The 18,435-nt window shown below is 63.5% G+C and carries 17 protein-coding genes; 6 read left to right on the forward strand and 11 right to left on the reverse strand.

What is annotated here, in order from left to right; all coding sequences use genetic code 11:
• Positions 1-29 precede the first annotated feature (29 nt).
• The 5 genes from bioD to bioB form a co-directional block, all read right to left on the reverse strand.
• Positions 30-713, reverse strand: coding sequence for a dethiobiotin synthase (gene bioD, locus BUE09_RS02135; RefSeq protein ID WP_073299062.1), 684 nt, complete (start codon positions 711-713; stop codon positions 30-32).
• Complete coding sequence (gene bioC, locus BUE09_RS02140; RefSeq protein WP_073299063.1) at positions 710-1,534, reverse strand: malonyl-ACP O-methyltransferase BioC; 825 nt, start codon at positions 1,532-1,534, stop codon at positions 710-712. The genes bioD and bioC overlap by 4 nt, the downstream gene beginning before the upstream one ends.
• On the reverse strand, positions 1,531-2,253 hold the full coding sequence (locus tag BUE09_RS02145) for an alpha/beta fold hydrolase (RefSeq protein WP_073299064.1): 723 nt from the start codon (positions 2,251-2,253) through the stop codon (positions 1,531-1,533). Before BUE09_RS02145 ends, bioC begins: the two co-directional genes overlap by 4 nt.
• Positions 2,246-3,427, reverse strand: a complete 1,182-nt coding sequence (gene bioF / locus BUE09_RS02150; RefSeq protein WP_073299065.1) for an 8-amino-7-oxononanoate synthase — start codon at positions 3,425-3,427, stop codon at positions 2,246-2,248. The genes BUE09_RS02145 and bioF overlap by 8 nt, the downstream gene beginning before the upstream one ends.
• 70 nt (positions 3,428-3,497) lie before the next feature.
• Positions 3,498-4,553 carry a biotin synthase BioB gene (gene bioB / locus BUE09_RS02155; protein WP_073299066.1) on the reverse strand — a complete coding sequence of 352 codons (1,056 nt, stop codon included), beginning with the start codon at positions 4,551-4,553 and terminating at the stop codon, positions 3,498-3,500.
• Positions 4,554-4,646: 93 nt separating this feature from the next.
• On the opposite strand from bioB, the gene BUE09_RS02160 reads away from it, so the two are divergent.
• On the forward strand, positions 4,647-5,357 hold the full coding sequence (locus BUE09_RS02160; RefSeq protein WP_073299067.1) for a ComF family protein: 711 nt from the start codon (positions 4,647-4,649) through the stop codon (positions 5,355-5,357).
• 249 nt (positions 5,358-5,606) lie between these two features.
• Complete coding sequence (locus BUE09_RS02165; protein WP_073299068.1) at positions 5,607-6,581, forward strand: serine/threonine protein kinase; 975 nt, start codon at positions 5,607-5,609, stop codon at positions 6,579-6,581.
• Between the two features lie 170 nt (positions 6,582-6,751).
• Here the strand turns inward: BUE09_RS02165 and BUE09_RS02170 are convergent, their stop codons facing one another.
• Positions 6,752-7,591: a 23S rRNA (adenine(2030)-N(6))-methyltransferase RlmJ gene (locus BUE09_RS02170; RefSeq protein ID WP_073299069.1), complete on the reverse strand. Its 840-nt coding sequence runs from the start codon at positions 7,589-7,591 to the stop codon at positions 6,752-6,754.
• Positions 7,592-7,817: 226 nt separating this feature from the next.
• Here BUE09_RS02170 and BUE09_RS02175 point away from each other — a divergent pair, with 226 nt between their 5' ends.
• Both BUE09_RS02175 and BUE09_RS02180 read left to right on the forward strand, forming a co-directional pair.
• The gene (locus BUE09_RS02175; protein ID WP_073299070.1) at positions 7,818-8,858 is read left to right on the forward strand and encodes an NAD(P)H-dependent flavin oxidoreductase; all 1,041 of its coding nucleotides are present in this window, start codon (positions 7,818-7,820) and stop codon (positions 8,856-8,858) included.
• A gap of 85 nt (positions 8,859-8,943) precedes the next feature.
• A complete protein-coding gene (locus BUE09_RS02180) occupies positions 8,944-9,477 on the forward strand; it encodes a sterol desaturase family protein (RefSeq protein ID WP_073299071.1) in 534 nt (177 codons plus the stop codon).
• On the opposite strand, the gene BUE09_RS02185 is transcribed toward BUE09_RS02180, so the two are convergent.
• From BUE09_RS02185 to fni, 5 genes are read right to left on the reverse strand one after another with little or no spacing between them, the layout of a single operon-like run.
• A complete protein-coding gene (locus BUE09_RS02185; RefSeq protein ID WP_073299072.1) occupies positions 9,431-10,363 on the reverse strand; it encodes a phytoene/squalene synthase family protein in 933 nt (310 codons plus the stop codon). The genes BUE09_RS02180 and BUE09_RS02185 overlap by 47 nt on opposite strands.
• The gene (locus BUE09_RS02190; protein WP_073299073.1) at positions 10,360-11,877 is read right to left on the reverse strand and encodes a phytoene desaturase; all 1,518 of its coding nucleotides are present in this window, start codon (positions 11,875-11,877) and stop codon (positions 10,360-10,362) included. Before BUE09_RS02190 ends, BUE09_RS02185 begins: the two co-directional genes overlap by 4 nt.
• Positions 11,874-13,040: a lycopene beta-cyclase CrtY gene (gene crtY, locus BUE09_RS02195; RefSeq protein ID WP_073299074.1), complete on the reverse strand. Its 1,167-nt coding sequence runs from the start codon at positions 13,038-13,040 to the stop codon at positions 11,874-11,876. Before crtY ends, BUE09_RS02190 begins: the two co-directional genes overlap by 4 nt.
• Entirely contained in the window at positions 13,033-14,322 is a 1,290-nt protein-coding gene (locus tag BUE09_RS02200; protein ID WP_073299075.1) for a glycosyltransferase, read from the reverse strand. The genes crtY and BUE09_RS02200 overlap by 8 nt, the downstream gene beginning before the upstream one ends.
• 46 nt (positions 14,323-14,368) lie before the next feature.
• Complete coding sequence (gene fni, locus BUE09_RS02205) at positions 14,369-15,418, reverse strand: type 2 isopentenyl-diphosphate Delta-isomerase (RefSeq protein WP_073299076.1); 1,050 nt, start codon at positions 15,416-15,418, stop codon at positions 14,369-14,371.
• 117 nt (positions 15,419-15,535) lie between these two features.
• Between fni and BUE09_RS02210 the strand changes: the two genes are divergently transcribed.
• Entirely contained in the window at positions 15,536-16,441 is a 906-nt protein-coding gene (locus BUE09_RS02210) for a polyprenyl synthetase family protein (protein WP_073299077.1), read from the forward strand.
• Between the two features lie 119 nt (positions 16,442-16,560).
• Entirely contained in the window at positions 16,561-18,363 is a 1,803-nt protein-coding gene (locus BUE09_RS02215; RefSeq protein WP_073299078.1) for an acyl-CoA dehydrogenase, read from the forward strand.
• The last annotated feature ends 72 nt before the right edge of the window (positions 18,364-18,435 follow it).

The raw sequence follows: 18,435 nt of genomic DNA on the forward strand, positions 1-18,435 counted from the left end.
GCGAGCCCAGTCAGTTCCAACCGCGCCAACTAGGGCTCGAGCAGACCGAAATCGAGATAGCACGCCACATTGGCCGGGTCTGCCACAGACAAGTACGGAACCTGACCGAGGCAAGGCGCGGGGAGACGCTCGGTCAGCGTGGCGAGGTTTTCCTGCAAGCGTGAGGTGGCCGGATCAACGATGTTGGCGACCCAACCGGCCAGTCGTAGCCCGTCGCGCGCGATGGCCTCGGCGCTGAGCAGTGCGTGGTTGATGCAGCCCAGACGAACGCCAACGACCAGGATGACGGGCAAACCGAGCTCGATGGCAAGATCGGACAACGTTTCACCTGCAGCCAACGGCACGCGCCAGCCGCCGGCACCCTCCACCAGAGAGAACTGAGCCTGCAATGCCAGCACGCGGCGAACCGGTTCGGCCAGCGCCGCAACAGTCAGTTCAGCTCCCGCTTCACGGGCGGCCAGGTGCGGCGCGATTGCCGGCTCGAACGTAAATGGATTGACCTGCTCGTAGCGCAGCGGCAGCGTGCATTCACCGAGCAGCGCTAGCGCATCGCTGTTGCGCAGTCCTTCCGAGGTCCGTTTGCAGCCGGATGCGACAGGCTTCGCCGCTGCCGTGCTGAGCCCGGCGCGCCGCGCGGCATGCAGGAGCCCGGCAGCGATGGTGGTCTTGCCGACTTCGGTGTCTGTGCCGGTGACGAAATATGACGCGGTCATTTCCGCTCCTTGCGCAACACGCCATACGCCACTTGATAGGTTGCGGGGAGCCCGCGCGGCGTGCGGAACCGCTCGTAGGCATCGATCAGCGCGCGAATGCGTGCACGACCGGTAAGCCCGCCCGGACGGCCAGGGTTGAGGTTATGCGCACCGAGCGCCTTGAGTTCGCAGGTCAGCTGTCGCAGCTCGGCGAAATGCAGTACCTCAGGTTCGACCTCCAGCTGCTCCAGCCGCAAGCCACTGGCGGCGCAGTAGTGTTGATACGCCCCAATGGGGCGGAAGCGATTCACATGGGCAAAACCGTCCACCGTCTGCCAACTATCGCGCAGCTCCTGCAAGGTGCCGCTGCACAGACTGCTGAAAGCGAACACGCCACCAGGACGCAGCACCCGCTTCGCCTCGCTCAGCACGCTGGGGAAATCTTCACACCACTGCAGTGCCAGGCTGGAAAAAATCAAATCCACCGACGCATCACATAGTGGCAAGCACTCGGCATCACCCGCGATGAAACGGCTCGCGCCACCCAGGGGTCGGGCATGGCGCAGCATGCCTTCGGCGATATCCAGCGCGACGCCTTCAGCAGCCGGAAAGCGGTTCGCCAGGACTCGGGAGAAATAGCCGGTGCCGCAACCCAGATCGAGCCAGCGTGCCGACGTCAACCCAACGGGCAGACGCTCGATCAGCGCATTGCCGACCGCGCGCTGCAGCTCGGCCACGGCGTCATAGCTGGACGCAGCGCGGGAAAACGACGCCGCAACCTGACGCTTGTCAGGCAGGCCGCTTTTCGTATCCGGTGCTAGTGCCGCGACCGCGTCCGTCATTCCGCCTTGCCCCTGATGAATGCCGCTATGGTTGCGGCTACATCATCCGGCCGCTCCAAAGGCAGGGCATGGCTAGTCGAGGCGATCAGCTCGGTTTCGATGCCAGGCATCCAACGCCTAAGCGCATCACAAGCGGTCGACGGCACCAATGCGTCGCCACCCGCAAACAGGTGCAGTTGCGGCCCGAAATAGCCGTGCAACGCGCCGCGTCCGTCCAGCTCAGCGAGCAACTGCAAGCCGGCTTCGAGCACCGCCGGTGCAGAATTGGACTGACTGACCTCCAATTGGCGGGCCAGCGTTCGCGGATCGTAGCCACCACGACTGCAGAGCAAACGGAAACGTTTCAGAGTTTCCTCGGGGTCCAGCCGGAAGGCCTCTTGAAAGGCATCGAAAATGTCCGGCGCCATGCCTTCGGGCCACTGTGGCCGAGCGCGGAAGCAGGGATTGCTGGCAATGGTGATCAGCCCACGGCAGAAATCCACGCGCCGCGCAGCGAGCTGAGACGCCAGCATCCCGCCCAACGACCAGCCGGCCAACCAGCTGTCATGCGGCAGACGGCGATCGAGTTCATCCAGCCAGGCACCGGCCTCGGCAAGCTCCGGCAAGGGCTCGATGAGTACGTCGAGTTCCGGCGCGAGCTCCGCCAGCGCCTCACACAAAGGCTGCAACGCAGCCGGGCCATACGCCCAACCGGGCAGCAAAATCAGCTGATCACGCATCCGTTTCAGGCTCCTTGGCCATTTGATTCCAGCATTCGGCCAGGATATCCAGCAGTCGTTCCACCTGCGCTTCGCTATGCGACGCGCTGAAGGTTACCCGCAACCGTGCGCTGCCGGCCGGCACGGTGGGCGGGCGAATGGCGCCGACCAGAATTCCACGCTCACGCAGCGCCGAGGAAAGCTTCAAGGCACGCTCGCTGCTACCAACGAGAATCGGCTGGATTGGCGTCGGGCTGTCCATGAGCGTCAGACCGATCTCGTTCGCACCCTGACGGAAACGTGCGATCAGGCCATTCAGATGATCTCGGCGCCAGCTTTCGCTACGCAGCAGCGCCAGGCTCTTCAGCGTGGCGTAGGCGACAGCGGGGGGCTGACTGGTGGTATAGATGTAAGGCCGGGCGAACTGGATCAGTGTCTCGATCAGTCCCTCGCTGCCAGCAACGAAGGCCCCCGCGGTGCCGAAGGCCTTGCCGAGCGTGCCGACCAGGACCGGCACGTCATCCACGCCCAAGCCGAAATGCTCAACGATGCCGCCACCAGTCTTGCCCAACGGGCCGAAGCCGTGAGCGTCATCGACCATCACCCAGGCGTTTTTGGCTTTCGCAGTCGCGCAGAGCGCTGGCAGGTCGGCCAGATCACCGTCCATGCTGAACACACCGTCGGTGACCACCAGCGTATTACCGGTCGCTTTGTCCAGGCGCTTGGCCAGGCTGTCGGCATCGTTGTGCAGATAGCGCGAGAAGCGCGCGCCGCTGAGCAATCCGGCGTCGAGCAGCGACGCGTGATTGATCCGGTCTTCCAGCACCGTATCGCCCTGTCCCACCAGCGCGGTGACGGCTGCGAGGTTGGCCATATAACCGGTGGAAAACAGCAATGCTCGCGGCCGGCCGGTGAATTCAGCCAAAGCTTCTTCGAGCTGGTGATGCGGTGTGCTGTGCCCCATGACCAGATGCGATGCACCGCCGCCGACACCCCAGCGCTCGGCACCCTGCTGCATGGCGCGAATCACATCAGGGTGGCTGGCCAGCCCGAGATAGTCGTTGGAGCAGAACGCCAGCAACGGTGCGCCATCGACCGTCACCTCCGGCTGCTGCGGTGTTTCCAGCAACGGACGGTGGCGATAGAGATGGGCAGCGCGGCGCTCAGCGAGACGGGAAGCGAGGTCGAAAGGCATGGTTCTATTCCGCAGGAGCGAGCTTGCTCGCGAATGGGAGAGCGCGAAAGCCCGCTCCTGCTAAGGCTGCTCAGGCAGTGGCGTCGTAAAACAGCTTGCTGTCGCGCTGCTCGACCAGCGCTTGCTCGATAGCCGCCTGATGCACTTCATCGTCGTGCTCTTCGCGGGCTTCAGGCTGGATGCCCAGGCGCTTGAACAGCAGCATGTCCTTGTCGGCTTGTGGGTTGCCGGTGGTCAGCAGCTTTTCGCCGTAGAAGATCGAGTTAGCGCCGGCGAGGAAGGCCAGCGCCTGCATCTGCTCGTTCATCTGCTCGCGCCCGGCGGACAGCCGCACATGGGATTTCGGCATCATGATCCGTGCCACGGCGAGCATACGGATGAAGTCGAAGGGATCGACGTCCTGCTCGTCGGCCAGAGGCGTGCCCTTGACCTTCACCAACATGTTGATCGGCACTGACTCGGGATGCTCCGGCAGGTTGGCCAGCTGGATCAGCAAGCCGGCGCGGTCGTTCAGCGACTCACCCATGCCCAGGATGCCACCGGAGCAGATCTTCATGCCCGACTCACGAACATAGCTCAGCGTTTCCAGCCGGTCCGCATAGGTACGGGTGGTGATGATGTTGCCGTAGAACTCCGGCGAGGTATCGAGGTTGTGGTTGTAGTAGTCCAGGCCCGCGGCTGCCAGCGCCTGGGTTTGCTCTTGATCGAGTTTGCCCAGTGTCATGCAGGTTTCCAGGCCCAGCGCCTTCACGCCTTCGACCATCTTCAGGACGTAAGGCATGTCCTTTGCGGACGGGTGTTTCCAGGCGGCGCCCATGCAGAAGCGCGTAGAACCGATGGCCTTGGCTTCAGCCGCCGCCTCCAGCACCTTCTGCACTTCCATCAGTTTTTCTTTATCGAGGCCGGTGTTGTAGTGGCCTGATTGCGGACAGTATTTGCAGTCTTCCGGGCAGGCGCCGGTTTTGATCGACAGCAATGTCGAAACCTGGACGCGGTTGGCATCGAAGTGCTGGCGGTGCACGCCCTGAGCCTGGAAGATCAGATCATTGAAAGGTTGTTCGAAGAGCGCTTTGACTTCGGCGAGGCGCCAGTCGTGACGGGTAACGGAAGCGGCGGTGGCGCTCATGGGTATTCCTTGTAATTAATAGCGGCTCGGCGGCCTGGCACGGATGCGAAATGGTTAGCCAAGGCCGAGGCGCTGTCAACCAGGAAAGGAATCATGGTTTACAACTGGTTAAATGTTGAACAACACTGTTCGCTTTGTGACGAGCGCTGCGAAACCGGGCAATCGGTTTGCGGCGCCTGCGAAGCTGAGCTTCCCTGGCTGCGCGAGCATTGTTTGGTGTGTGCCCTGCCGCTGCCGGCGTCCGGGCTGATCTGCGGGGAATGCCTGAAGCGGCCGCCCGCGTTCGATCAAGTGAGTGTGCCGTGGCGCTTCGGCTTTCCGGTAGACACGCTGATCAGCCGCTTCAAACACCAATCCCAATGGCCACTCGGCCGATTGCTGGCGGAGCAACTCTCGCGCCATTTGCAGCACGCGTTCGATGAAGGCTTGCCGCGTCCCGATGCGCTCGTGCCCGTGCCGCTGGCCTGCAAACGGTTGCGCCAGCGCGGCTTCAATCAGGCACATATGCTCGCTGATTGGCTGAGCGCGGCATTGGCGATCCCAATCGATACGAAGTCCCTGCAGCGGGTGCAGGACACCCAATCACAACAGCAGCTCGATGCAGCCAGCCGTCGGCGCAATCTGCGTCAGGCGTTTGCCTTGTCCAACGAACCGACGATTGCCGGTCGCCACGTAGCCATTGTCGATGACGTGCTCACCACCGGCGCGACCGCCGAGGCACTGGCCCGCCTGCTCAAACGTGCCGGCGCAACACGCGTAGATGTCTATTGTCTGGCGCGCACACCGAAACCTGGGACGTTGTAGGCGCAAGCTATGCTCGCGAACCGGCTACGAGCTGCCGCGGCATGGTCCACTCCGACAACCTCGTACAGCGCAACAGACGTTGCGTTCAAGCGGAGAGAGCTCTAGTCGGCCTTGTACCAACACCCACCGTGGTTCGCAGGCATGGCCCGCACTTACAGGGAAGCAGGTCGCGAACTAGCCTGCCGCAACCAAGCCGGTTGTTTAAAAGTCCGGGTGCAATACACTGGCTGCCCGTCCACGGAGCTGACCATGAGCCACCCCTTCGACACGCTTACGCCTGACCTTGTGCTCGATGCGGTGGAAAGCACAGGCTTCATCAGCGACGCTCGCGTGCTGGCATTGAACAGCTACGAAAACCGCGTCTATCAGGTGGGCATCGAGGACGAAACGCCCATCGTGGCGAAGTTCTACCGCCCCGGGCGCTGGAGCAACGAGGCCATTCTCGAGGAGCACCAGTTTTCCAAGGAACTGGCTGATCGCGAGATTCCGGTCGTGGCGCCATTGGAGCGCGACGGCAAAACCCTGTTCGAACATGCCGGTTTCCGCTTCGCGCTGTTCCCTCGCCGCGGCGGCCGCGCGCCGGAGCCGGGCAATCTCGATCAGCTCTACCGTCTCGGCCAGTTGCTGGGTCGCATGCATGCGGTCAGTGCCAGCCGACCGTTCGAGCACAGAGAAACGCTCAATGCTCAGCATTTCGGCCATGAATCGTTGGCGGCACTGCTCGACGGCAATTTTGTGCCAAGGAGCCTGCTGCCGGCTTACGAGTCGGTCGCGCGCGACCTGCTGAAGCGCGTAGATGATGTCTTCGCCCGTACCGATTTCCAGCCGATCCGCCTGCATGGCGACTGCCATCCCGGCAACATCCTCGCCCGTGACGATGCGTTCCATCTGGTCGATCTGGATGATTGCCGCATGGGGCCGTCAGTGCAGGACATCTGGATGATGCTGGCCGGCGAGCGTCACGAACGCCTTGGACAGCTGTCCGAACTGGTGGACGGCTACAGCGAATTCCACGACTTCGCGCCGCGCGAACTGCCGCTGATCGAAGCGCTGCGCGCCCTGCGCCTGATGCATTACAGCGCCTGGCTGGCGCGCCGCTGGGATGATCCAGCGTTCCCGATGAGCTTTCCCTGGTTCGGCACCGAACGCTACTGGGGCGATCAGGTCTTGATCCTCCGTGAGCAGATGTCGGCGCTGCAAGAAGAGCCACTGAAGCTTTTTTAGCTGGAAGTTCGGATGTGAGCGGGCAACCGGAGCCCCGACGGTCTAGCGCTGGCCTGCTCGGTGGGCTGAAGCCCACCCTACGACTCAAGCCCGCCCTGCCCTACGACCTCAAGACTGACTCACCGTAGGGTGGGCTTTAGCCCACCAGTGTACACGCATCTACGTCGCGATCAGCCCTCCTCGATCAACCAGTCCAGCCGCCAGCCGCCTTCGCTCTGCCCGAGCAACTTGGCGAGCCAGGGCAACAGTTCGCGCAGTTCTTCTTCCAGCCCCCACGGCGGATTGCTGATCGCCAGACCGGAGCCGTTCAGCCGCAGCGCTTCGTCGGTCGGGTGGACGAACAGCTCGGCGCGCAGCAGTTTCGGCGCACTGCTGCGTGACAGGTCCTGATAGAAACGCTTGAGTTGCCGTTCATCCTTGATCGGATACCAGATCACGCCGATGGTCTGGCGCATGCGTCCCAGCGCTTCCTTCAGCGCCGTCACGCTGCGGCTCAGCTCGTCGGCCTGTTCGAACGGCGGGTCGATGAGTAGGACAACGCGCTTTTCAGCAGTCGGCATCAAGGCGCGTGGCACATGCCAGCCTTCGCCAAGGTGCACCGCCACGCGGTGATCGCCGGCCATGTTGTCTTTTAGCAGACGGCCATCTTCGGGATGTTTTTCGTTGAGCTGCAAGCGATCCTGCGGGCGCGTCAGCTGACGTGCCAGCTCCGGCGAACCGGGGTAGTAACGCAGCATGCCGTCAGGATTGAGTGCACGGATTACGTCCAGGTATCCGTCGGCCATCGCCGGTACACCCTCCGCCTGCCACAGGCGAGCGATGCCTTGCAGCCATTCGCCGGTGCGACTGGCCTGGTCGCCTGCGAGGTCATACAGGCCGACGCCGGCGTGGCTGTCGAGGTAGGCGAACGGCGCCTCCTTGCGTGCCAGCATCGCAAACAGACGGGACAAAACAAGGTGTTTGAATACGTCGGCGTGATTGCCGGCGTGGAAAGCGTGACGGTAGTTCATCGGGCACTCCTGAAGTGCGCACAGTCTAACCGCGCAACGCGGCGATTCGCAGGGGCTGGGCGAGGTGCACCGCAGTCCGACACGCTGGAATCGATGAGCGGGTGCTAGGCGTTCATTTCGATGCCGTACCGCACGGCTCCGGCAACCAGGAGCAGCCCTCCCGCTTGCGTCCGGTGCCTGGCGGGTTACAGTGTCAGCCCGTCCCGCCATTGCTAAGGAGTTTTCGATGGACATCCGCGCGCTGTTTCAGATTGCCCTACCTATCATTCAGGCGCCGATGGCGAACTCGCAGAACCACCAGCTGGCCGCTGCGGTATCCGAGGCGGGCGGGCTGGGCTCGATCCCCGCTGGTTCACTTGACGCCGAGGGGCTGGACGCCGAGCTGAGCGCCATCGCCGCGCTGACGAACAAGCCGTACAACGTCAACTTCTTCTGCCACCAGACCCCGCCCGCCGACACTGAACGGAACACGGGCTGGCTGGCGCTGCTGGCGCCCTATCTCGATGAGATGGGCATCGACCCTGCGCGCATCCCCGCCGCTGCCAGCCGCAAGCCGTTCGACGCCACGATGGCCGACGTGCTGGAGCGGCACCGCCCGCCTGTTGTCAGCTTCCACTTCGGGCTGCCTGCAGCGGACCTGCTGCAGCGGGTCAAGGCGACCGGCGCGAAAATCATCTCCAGCGCCACGACGCTGGAAGAAGGCCGCTGGCTGCAGGCGCAAGGCGTCGACGCGGTGATTGGCCAGGGCGTCGAAGCCGGCGGGCATCGCGGCATGTTTCTCAGCGAGGACATCGACACTCAAATCGGCACCTTCGCCTTGCTTCCGCAGTTGGTGGCTGAGCTGAATATTCCGGTGATCGCCGCAGGTGGCATTGCCGGCGCTCACTGCGTATCCGCCGCGCAGGCGCTGGGCGCCGCCGGCGTTCAGGCCGGCACCGCGTACCTGCTGTGCGACGAGAGCCGCACCAGCCCGTTGCACCGCAAGGCCTTGCAGAGCGCGGCAGCAGAGAAAACGGTGCTGACCACGTTGTTCTCCGGGCGCCCGGCCCGCAGCATGATCAACCGACTCATTCATGAACTCGGCGCCAGGCCCGATGCGGTGCCGGCATTCCCGCTGGCTGGAAACGCCATCGGCAGCCTTCGCGCTGCAGCCGAGCCACAGGGCATCGACCATTTCTCTCCACTTTGGGCCGGACAGAATGCCAGCGGCTGTTTGGCTGTTCCGGCGGCGCAACTGACGAAAGCGCTCGCGGCCGGCTGGCGCTAACCGGCGCTCGCCGGGCGTCGGCGCCGGGTCGACTGGCGCGGCGCAACGCGTAGACTGATACCTCTGCAAAACCAACGGATCGGACATGACCGTGCTGACCAATACACTGGTATTTTTCGCCACCCTGGCCGGCATGGAGCTGTTCGCCTGGTGGGCGCACAAATACGTGATGCATGGCTGGGGCTGGGGCTGGCACAAGTCGCACCATGAGCCGCGCAGCGGCTGGTTCGAGAAGAACGATCTGTACGCGGTGGTCTTCGCCGGGGTGGCGATTCTGCTGATCGCGCTGGGCACGGCGGACTACGGCCCGCTGGAATGGATCGGTGCCGGGATGACGGCCTATGGCTTTCTCTACTTCGTCGCCCATGACGGGCTGGTGCATCATCGCTGGCCGCTGCGCTTCGTGCCGCGCAATGGCTACCTTAAGCGTCTGTACCAAGCGCATCGCCTGCATCATGCGGTAGAGGGCAAGGAACGCTGCGTGTCCTTTGGCTTCCTTTATGCGCCGCCGCTACCGGTACTCAAGCAGCAGCTGCGCGAGTTGCATGACGGGCCGCTGCGCAAGACAAACGCTAAGCCCGACGAGGACGTGTCCAGAGGGAATCAGGACGCGGCGTGAGTTGCATCGTCCGCGAAGCCAGCGCCAGCACTCCCCCGCCCAGCAGAAACTGCAATTTCTGCGCGCCAGTCGTCGACACACGTGTGTCCCAGGCTGCCGCGCCGCGTGACTTCACTTCCACACCGATCTGCCGGTAGACGCCATGCGCCGTGGCAATGGACCAGGCCGAACGCAACGGCAGGTCGCGCAACCCCTGAGAGGCCGACCGGTAGTAAGGCTCGGCCAGGTCGACCAGACGGGCTGCCAGCAGCGCCAGCGCAGGCCGGCTGTATGGCAGGCCAATCGCATCAGCCGAGATACCTGCTTCCCTGAGCCAGTCGGCCGGCAGATAGACGCGACCAATCTCCGCATCTTCGACGATATCGCGCGCAATATTGGTCAGCTGGAACGCCAGCCCCAGATCGCAGGCCCGATCCAGCGTCGCCTCCGCTTCGGCGCCCATCACCTTGGCCATCATCAGGCCCACCACCCCGGCGACGCGGTAGCAATACAGCAGCGTGTCGTCGAGGGTCTGGTAGCGGTAGTCCTGCACGTCCATGCGGAAGCCCGCCAGATGCTCCAATGGGTATTCTTGCGGGATCTGGTGGCGTTGAATGACCTGCTGAAACGCCGCGAATGCCGGATCGCTCATCGGCTCGCCGGTATAGGCACGCTCGGTCAGGTCCACCAGCTCGGCCAGGCGCGCTTCACCGGTGGAGCGATCACCTTCCACCTGGCCGTGCCCAAGGGTCTGACCATCGATCACGTCGTCGCAATGCCGGCACCAGGCGTACAGCATTACCGCGCTCTGACGGGTGCGCTCGTCGAACAGCTTGGCCGCCGCGGCAAAACTCTTGGAGCCGACGTTGATCGCCTGAGTCGAGTGATCAATCACCTGATCGTTCATCCGGCCTGCTCCTCCGACAAGAGGTCCTCCAGCATCAGGCCGGACGTGGCCTTGGCCGAGCCCACCACGCCCGGCACGCCCGCGCCGGGATGCGTGCCCGCACCGACGATGTAGAGGTTTGGAATCACATCATCACGGTTATGCGGGCGGAACCAGGCGCTCTGGGTGAGGATCGGCTCCAGCGAAAACGCTGAGCCGAGATGGGCGTTCAGCTCGTCGCGAAAATCGAACGGGGTGAAGATTCTGTGAGTGACCAAATCCTTGCGCAGCCCGGGCATGCAGTGACGTTCGAGGTATTCGAAGATGCGGTCGCGGTATTTTGGCCCTTCTACGGCCCAGTCGATGTCGGCCGTGCCCAGGTGTGGCACTGGCGCCAGCACGTAATGACTGGCACAACCTTCAGGCGCCAATGATGGATCGGTCACGCAAGGCGCGTGCAGGTACAGGGAGAAGTCATCGGCCAGGGTTTCGCGCGTGAAGATCTCGTCAATCAGCTCACGGTAACGTGGACCGAAACACACCGTGTGATGTTGCAAGTGCTCATGACGGCGCTTGAGGCCGAAATGAATGACGAACAGTGACATGGAGAAGCGTTTGCCAGTGAGCCGCTTGGCCTCGTCCCGACCCCGCTGTTCATGCCCGAGAAACTGCTTGTAGGTGTTGACCACATCGGCGTTGGAGGCCACCGCATCGGTATCGAAGCGACGGCCGTCCCCCGTAGTCACGGCTTTAGCTCTTCCATCCACCAGTTCGATGCGCGCCACTTCGGCGTTCAGCTCCAGCTTGCCGCCCAGGTCTTCAAATAGCCGGACCATACCCTGCACCAGCGCCCCGGTGCCGCCGCGTGGAAACCAGACGCCACCCTGTCGTTCCAGCGCATGGATCAATGCGTAGATCGACGAGGTTTCAAAGGGGTTGCCACCGACCAGCAGCGAATGAAAGGACAGTGCCTGCCGCAGCCGGTCGTTCTCCACGAACTTCGAAACCACGCTGTACACGTTGCGCCAGGCCTGCAATTTGGCCAGCTGCGGCGCGACGCCGATCATGCTGCGAAACGACAGGAAGGGTACGGTGCCGAGCTTGACGTAGCCTTCCTCGTACACCGCTCGGGAATAGGCGAGAAAGCGCTGGTAGCCGGCCACATCCTTCGGGTTCAGCGCATGGATCTGCCGGTCCAGCTCGGCCTGATCGTTGACGTAATCGAAGCTGTAGCCGTCTTCCCAGCACAGCCGATAAAAGGGGCTGACCGGCAACAGCTCGACGTAATCGGCCATGCGCTTGCCCGCACCGGTAAACAGCTCGTCCAGCGCCGGAGGGTCGGTGATCACCGTCGGGCCGGCGTCAAAGGTGAAGCCCTGGTCGTGATAGACGTAAGCGCGGCCGCCTGGCTTATCGCGCTTTTCCAGCACCGTAGTCTGGATGCCAGCGCGTTGTAGCCGAATCGCCAGCGCCAGTCCGCCGAAACCGGCCCCAATCACCACCGCCCGCTTCACAACGCCAGTTGCCTCGTTCATCGTTTTTCCTTGTGGTGCAGATCGCCGGCGGCCAGCGCTCGCAACGCCTCACCCACCGGCACGGGAGGTTTGCCCGAGACGATGCGCAAGCGGTCCCAGGTGGTCAGGTCTGCCGCGTAGAAGCGCTGAATCAACGGTTCACGCAAGCGGTAGAAGCGTTGCATGACCGTCCAGCGACGATCCGCCGGCCCGGCCATGAACAGCATGCGATTGAGCAATCGGAAGAACCCACGCTGACGCCATTGCCGCAGCGAATAGCCGCGAATCGCGGCGAACAGGCTGTCGGCATCCCAGCGGCCCAAGGCGACCAGATGATCAGCCAAGCGCAGCGCATCGGGCAGCGAATAGCCGGTGGTGGGATGGAACAGTGCGGCCGACAGGCCTGTCTGCGGCACGCCGCGCGCCTCGTCCCAGAACGCCGGCAAATCACCGGAGAGCACGATGGGCAACACCCCCTGTTCTTCGCGCAGCATCTCGGCGATGCGCCAGTCGCGTGCCTCGGCGTAGCGCCGGATATTGTCTCGCAAGGTGTCGGGCGCAACGGCATCGCCGTCGGCGTAATAGGTGTCCTCGATCAGCAGGGTGTCGGCGCTGAGCGGCAATACATAGACGAAGCGGTAGCCATCCTGCTGGGCGACGCTGGCGTCCATGATGATCGGCTCCTGCAAGCCGTGCGGCTTATGCAGGCGCAGCTCCTGCCCGAGAAACTTCTGAAAGCCCAGCGCCAGCTGATCGCTTCGACGTACCCCGCGCCCGTCGATCACCGCGCCGGCCCGCAATACGTTGCCGCACGCCAGCCGCACCCGCCGCGGCTCAACGTGGGTAACGGTAGTGTTCAGGTGCACGCCGTCTGCCAGCTCAGACATCAACAATTGATGGAAGCGATGGGAAAAAATGCTGGCGTAGCCACTGCCCAGCCGGCGTTGAAGATCAGGGAAAATCACCTCATAGCCCGGCCAGCGGTTGTCCACCAGCGGCTCCAGCCAGGCCTGCTGGGCTGGCGTCAGGTCGTGTTCGTGAAAGGACCAGGTATGGTTGCCGCCGAGGGTTTCGCCCTGCTCGATGACCAATAGCCGCAAATCCGGACGCGCCTGCCGCAAGCGCAGGGCCAGCAGCCCGTTGGCCAAACCGCCGCCGACGAGGATCAGGTCCGCATCAACCATGCTCGGCGCTCCGCAAGCCGGGTGATTCGGCTTCGAGCACCGCCTCGATCAGCTGCGCCGCTCGCGGTGCGCCTCCGCCGGCGCGAACCTCGTCGCCCAGCACCCGAGCGCGCTGCGCGAAGCCGGGTTCGCTCAACAATCGGCGCAGGGCCTGCACGATACGTCTGCGGTTGGCCAGGCGTGGATCGAGCTTTAAACCGACACCGGCATGCACCACGCGAGCCGCCACGCCGGGCTGATCGAAAGCAATCGGCAAGGCCAGGCTCGGCACCCCCGCCTCCAGCGCATCAAGCACGGTATTGAGCCCAGCATGAGTGATCAGCGCATCAGCTCGCGCCAGTACTGCACGCTGCGGCGCGAAATCGGTGACCCAGCTGGCGCCTGCCTTGAGTAGCCGCCGCTCCTGGCGTCGATCAAGCCGGCCGCAATGGGCAATCAACAGTTGCACATCGAGGTCGCGGCACGCCTCGGCTATCCGCTGGAACAGGCCGCAGCGATCGCCCTGCAGGGTGCCCAGCGAGGCGAATACGAATGGCCTGCCGGTCGCGACCGGGATATCCATCGCGGGCTCGTCAGTCAACGCCGAGCGCAGCGGGCCGATGCCATGGAAATGTTCGGGCAGCGCGGTACGCGGGAAATCGAAACCGGGGGTCGTCTGGCTCAGCTGCAGCAGCAGTGACAGGCATTCATCGAGGCGCTGGCGAGGCGGCAGACCGAACGCGGCTGCATAGCGCGAGATAACGCTGGCGTGCGCCTGCATCGCCCGGTCATAGACGCCACTGCTGTGCAGATTCAGCTGCTCGCCCCAGGGCGTCGGGCGATAGCGCCAGGGCATGACCGGCAGCGGCACCAGCGCCTCACGGTTGACCGGCAAGGCGCAGGCCACCGATACGAACGGCAGTCCGAGATGCTCGGCCACAAGCCCACCGGCCGGCTCCATCTGGTCGGCGATGATGCACTCTGCACCGATGGAGCGAAGCACGGCGGGTGCCTCTCGGCAGTACATATCGGTCGCCGAAGCCATATCGGCAATCACCCGGCGGATGCCCCATGGCCCGCCGGGCCGTGCCGCGCGATCGATCACCGCCTTGAGCGAGCCACGCGGATGCGAGCCCATGCCAACCTGGGCAAAGCCCAAACGAGAGTCGTGCAACATTGTGGCAACATCGGCCTGCTGGACGAATGTCACCCGGTGTCCGCGCGCCAGCAGCTCACCGGCTAACGCCTCCATGGCCCGTAGGTGGCTGTGGAACGGCGGCCCGATCACGGCGAAATGAGTCATCCGAACGGACCTCGCCGTTCAGCCGACTGGCAGTCCTGCGGCTGCATCACAGCTTGGACGGGTCGAAAGGCGCCAGGAGCGGCGCCTTGGTCAGCTCCGCCAGCGTGGCTGAACCGGTGCAGAAACAGGCGATGCGCAGCTGCTCGATCAGCACTTGGAAATGCTCGACTACCGCATCCGGTCCGATTAGCGCCGCATCCAGCACACCGGCAGCCTGGCCCACCAGATCGGCGCCGAGACGAATCGCCTTGGCCGCATCAATACCGTTCCGAATGCCACCAGAGGCGATGAGCTGCGCAGCAGGGCAGGCGCGACGAACACTAGAGATAGCCTGAGCGCTTGGTATGCCCCAACCGGTAAACGCGCTGGCAATGGCGCGCTGCTGCGGGTCCAGGGTGCGCTCAGCCTCTACCGCCGCCCAGCTGGTGCCGCCGGCACCAGCGACATCGATCACCGACACCCCGGCATCGAGCAATCGCTGCGCCACACGCGGAGAAATGCCCGCCCCCACCTCTTTGGCCACCAACGGCACCGGCAAGCGCGAGGCCAGCACTTCGAACGCTGCATACACGCCTTGCCAGTTGCGATCGCCGCCAACCTGTACAGCTTCCTGTAATGGATTGAGGTGAATGATCAAGGCATCGGCCTGAATCATGTCGACCGCTCGCTGCGCCTCGTCCAGCCCGTAGCCGGCAACCAGTTGGGCCGCGCCAAAGTTGGCAAGCAGAGGGATCGAGGGCGCACGCTCACGCAGATGCCGGGTCAGCCCCTGATCCGCATTGGTTTCCAATGCAATTCGTTGGGAGCCCACTGCCAGCGCAATGCCGAGCACCTGTGCCGCCTCGGCCAGGTTTGCATTGATCTGAGCCGCGCGAGCCGCGCCGCCCGTCATCGAGCTGATCAGCAACGGTGCCGAGAGGGTCTGGCCAAAAAGCGAGGCGCGAAGGTCGATGTCGTCCAGACGCAACTCTGGTACCGCGCAGTGCTCAAAGGTCAGGGCAGCGTAGCCTGGATCGATCACGGAGCAGGCGCGGCGCGGGTCGAGAACGATGTCCAAATGGTCGTTCTTACGTTCCGCAATGGATTCTTTAGTCATGCAGCGCCTCGTTCGATGACTTTATGTGGACGGTAATGGTCATTAAAAGTGCCAAGACTTATACATGCTGTACAGGTATTGTCACGATAGCTACCGAAAACTATACAGGAGGCCGCCATGGCCATCGCTTTGCCGGACACGCAACTCGACTTCGAACAGACAGTCAGTACGCTGCGTGCACAGGTCGACGAACGGCTAGATCAGTGGCTACCGCTTGCGCCTGTGCAAGATGCGATCGCGTCCGCCATGCGCGAGGGCACTCTCGCGCATGGCAAGCGAATCCGCCCGTTGCTGCTGCTGTTGACGCTCAAGGATCTGCAGCGGGACACGATGGTGCCCCGTGCCGGGCTCGATCTGGCCTGTGCCTTGGAAATGGTGCATGCCGCCTCACTGATCCTTGATGACATGCCCTGCATGGATAATGCTGAGCTACGCCGTGGCCGGCCGACCATTCACCGTCAGTTCGGTGAAGACGTCGCGGTGCTCGGCTCGGTCGCCCTGCTCAGCCAGGCATTCAGCATAGCCGCCTCGACTGCCGGCACTGACGCATCGACGGGTAATCAACTGGTGCGCCTGCTTTCGCAAGCCACTGGCGCGCAGGGCCTGGTCCGCGGGCAATTTCACGACCTGCGCGAGGGCCAGCGTGCGCGCCCGCTCGAAGCCATCGCCCATACCAACCGCCTGAAAACCTGTCCGCTGTTCACTTGCGCCGTGGAGTTTGCTGCGTTGCTGGCGGATACCGATGCCAGCCGCATGCGTCACCTCAAGGGTTTCGCCACTGAACTCGGCCTCGCCTTCCAGCTGCTCGATGATCTGTCCGACGGGCTCAGCACTCAGCAGATCGGCAAGGATTCCGGCAAGGATGTCGGCAAAAGCACCGTGGTTGCCCTGCTCGGTCCCGACGCGGCTCGCCAGCATGTGGAAGAACACCTGGCACGGGCCGAACAGCACTTGATCGACGCGGGAATCGGTGACGGCCACCTGGCGCAGTTGCTCGAATATTTCTGCGCAAGGCCATACTGAGCCCGCTGGAGCAAGCCCCAGAAGACGCTGCTGTGTCGACCCATCACTCGAATGTATGGTGCTAGGCAGCCGTCTCGCCGCCTCCTTAGACTCGAGTGCATGTAAACGGAGGAATTTCCATGCCCGAGACCCTGCTCTGCCCGCGTAACCTGGCCTTCGAACTCTATGAAGTGCTGGACGCCGAAGGCCTGACCCAGCGCGAACGCTTTGCCGACCACAGCCGCGAAACCTTCGACGCGGCCATCGACACCGCCCGCAGCATCGCCGAGAACCTCTTCGCCCCGCACAACCGCAAGGCAGACGAGAACGAGCCGATCTACAAGGATGGCGAAGCCGTACTGATCCCGGAAGTGAAGCCTGCCGTCGATGCGTTCATCGAGGCCGGCTTCCACAACGCCTCGCGTAGCTTCGACGACGGCGGCATGCAGTTGCCAAACCTGCTCTCGCGGGCCTGCTTCGCGCACTTCCAGTCGGCCAACATCGGCACCTCCTCCTATCCGATGCTGACCATGGGCGCGTCGCACCTGATCGAAGTGTTCGGCAGTGACGAGCAGAAGCAACGCTTCCTCCAGCCGATGCTGGAAGGCCGTTTCTTCGGCACCATGGCGCTGACCGAGCCGCACGCCGGCTCGTCCCTGTCCGATCTGCGCACCCGCGCCGAGCCCGCCGGCGACGGCACCTATCGCCTGAAGGGCAACAAAATCTTCATTTCCGGCGGCGATCATCCATTGTCGGAGAACATCGTGCACATGGTCCTGGCCAAGCTGCCGGACGCCCCGCCCGGCGTGAAAGGCATCAGCCTGTTCATCGTGCCCAAGTTCCTGGTCAACGATGACGGCTCGCTGGGCAAGCGCAACGACGTAATCCTCGCCGGCCTGTTTCACAAAATGGGCTGGCGTGGCACAACGTCCACCGCATTGAACTTCGGCGACAACGGCGACTGCGTCGGCTATCTGGTCGGCGAGCCGCACAAAGGCCTGTCGTACATGTTCCAGATGATGAACGACGCGCGCATCGGCGTTGGCATGGGCGCCATCATGCTCGGCTACGCCGGTTATCTGTACTCGCTGAATTACGCGCGGGAGCGGCCACAAGGCCGCCTGCCAGACGGCAAGAACCCGGCCTCAGCCCAAGTACCGATCATCCAGCACACCGACATCAAGCGCATGCTGCTGACGCAGAAGGCCTATGTCGAAGGCGCCTTCGATCTGGGGCTGTACGCCGCACGCCTGGTGGACGAGCAACATACCGCGCCAAACGAGGACGACCGCAAGAACGCACACGAGCTTTTGGACTTGCTCACCCCCATCGTCAAGTCCTGGCCATCGGAGTTCTGCCTCAAGGCCAACGAGATGGCGATCCAGATTCTCGGCGGCCACGGTTACACCCGTGAATACCCGGTCGAACAGTACTACCGCGACAACCGGCTCAACCCGATTCACGAAGGCACTCACGGCATCCAGTCGCTCGATCTGCTGGCACGCAAGCTGTCGCAGAACGGTGGCGCAGGGCTGCGTCAGCTGCTCGGCCTCATCCAGAACACCTGCAAGCGCGCCGGCGAGTTCAGCTCGCTGGATGCGCTGCGTCAGCCGCTGGAGCAACTCCTGGCGCGCCTGACCGAGGTCACCCAGGCCCTGCTCGGCGATCTGACGGCTGGCAAGATCAACCAGGCACTGGCCAACTCGGCGCTGTACCTCAAGGTATTCGGTCACACCGTGATCGGCTGGCGCTGGCTGGAGCAGGCGATCCGCGCCGAACAAGGGCTGGCCAAGGGCAACGCGGCGGACGTCGACTTCTATCGCGGCAAGCTCCAGGCTGCACGCTACTTTCTGACCTGGGAAGTGCCGAGCTGCCACCACGAACTGGATCTGCTGTCCGGTCGTGACGACACCTGTCTGACCATGCAGGATGTCTGGTTCTGACGAAGCAGCCTCCGGCCCGGCAACCCCGGGTCCGGACTACAGAGCGCCTTGAGCACATCGCCTTCTCGTCCC

Source organism: Stutzerimonas xanthomarina DSM 18231 (assembly GCF_900129835.1).
GTDB lineage: Bacteria > Pseudomonadota > Gammaproteobacteria > Pseudomonadales > Pseudomonadaceae > Stutzerimonas > Stutzerimonas xanthomarina.

Bases quoted from the DNA above. Each gene is read 5' to 3' on its own strand.
- bioD (WP_073299062.1), bottom strand. From the start codon at position 713: ATGACCGCGTCATATTTCGTCACCGGCACAGACACCGAAGTCGGCAAG.
- BUE09_RS02200 (WP_073299075.1), bottom strand. From the start codon at position 14,322: ATGACTCATTTCGCCGTGATCGGGCCGCCGTTCCACAGCCACCTACGG.
- BUE09_RS02170 (WP_073299069.1), bottom strand. From the start codon at position 7,591: ATGAACTACCGTCACGCTTTCCACGCCGGCAATCACGCCGACGTATTC.
- BUE09_RS02145 (WP_073299064.1), bottom strand. From the start codon at position 2,253: ATGCGTGATCAGCTGATTTTGCTGCCCGGTTGGGCGTATGGCCCGGCT.
- crtY (WP_073299074.1), bottom strand. From the start codon at position 13,040: ATGGTTGATGCGGACCTGATCCTCGTCGGCGGCGGTTTGGCCAACGGG.
- BUE09_RS02160 (WP_073299067.1), top strand. From the start codon at position 4,647: ATGGTTTACAACTGGTTAAATGTTGAACAACACTGTTCGCTTTGTGAC.
- BUE09_RS02190 (WP_073299073.1), bottom strand. From the start codon at position 11,877: ATGAACGAGGCAACTGGCGTTGTGAAGCGGGCGGTGGTGATTGGGGCC.
- BUE09_RS02175 (WP_073299070.1), top strand. From the start codon at position 7,818: ATGGACATCCGCGCGCTGTTTCAGATTGCCCTACCTATCATTCAGGCG.
- BUE09_RS02210 (WP_073299077.1), top strand. From the start codon at position 15,536: ATGGCCATCGCTTTGCCGGACACGCAACTCGACTTCGAACAGACAGTC.
- bioC (WP_073299063.1), bottom strand. From the start codon at position 1,534: ATGACGGACGCGGTCGCGGCACTAGCACCGGATACGAAAAGCGGCCTG.
- BUE09_RS02165 (WP_073299068.1), top strand. From the start codon at position 5,607: ATGAGCCACCCCTTCGACACGCTTACGCCTGACCTTGTGCTCGATGCG.
- bioF (WP_073299065.1), bottom strand. From the start codon at position 3,427: ATGCCTTTCGACCTCGCTTCCCGTCTCGCTGAGCGCCGCGCTGCCCAT.
- BUE09_RS02185 (WP_073299072.1), bottom strand. From the start codon at position 10,363: ATGAACGATCAGGTGATTGATCACTCGACTCAGGCGATCAACGTCGGC.
- BUE09_RS02215 (WP_073299078.1), top strand. From the start codon at position 16,561: ATGCCCGAGACCCTGCTCTGCCCGCGTAACCTGGCCTTCGAACTCTAT.
- BUE09_RS02180 (WP_073299071.1), top strand. From the start codon at position 8,944: ATGACCGTGCTGACCAATACACTGGTATTTTTCGCCACCCTGGCCGGC.
- fni (WP_073299076.1), bottom strand. From the start codon at position 15,418: ATGACTAAAGAATCCATTGCGGAACGTAAGAACGACCATTTGGACATC.
- bioB (WP_073299066.1), bottom strand. From the start codon at position 4,553: ATGAGCGCCACCGCCGCTTCCGTTACCCGTCACGACTGGCGCCTCGCC.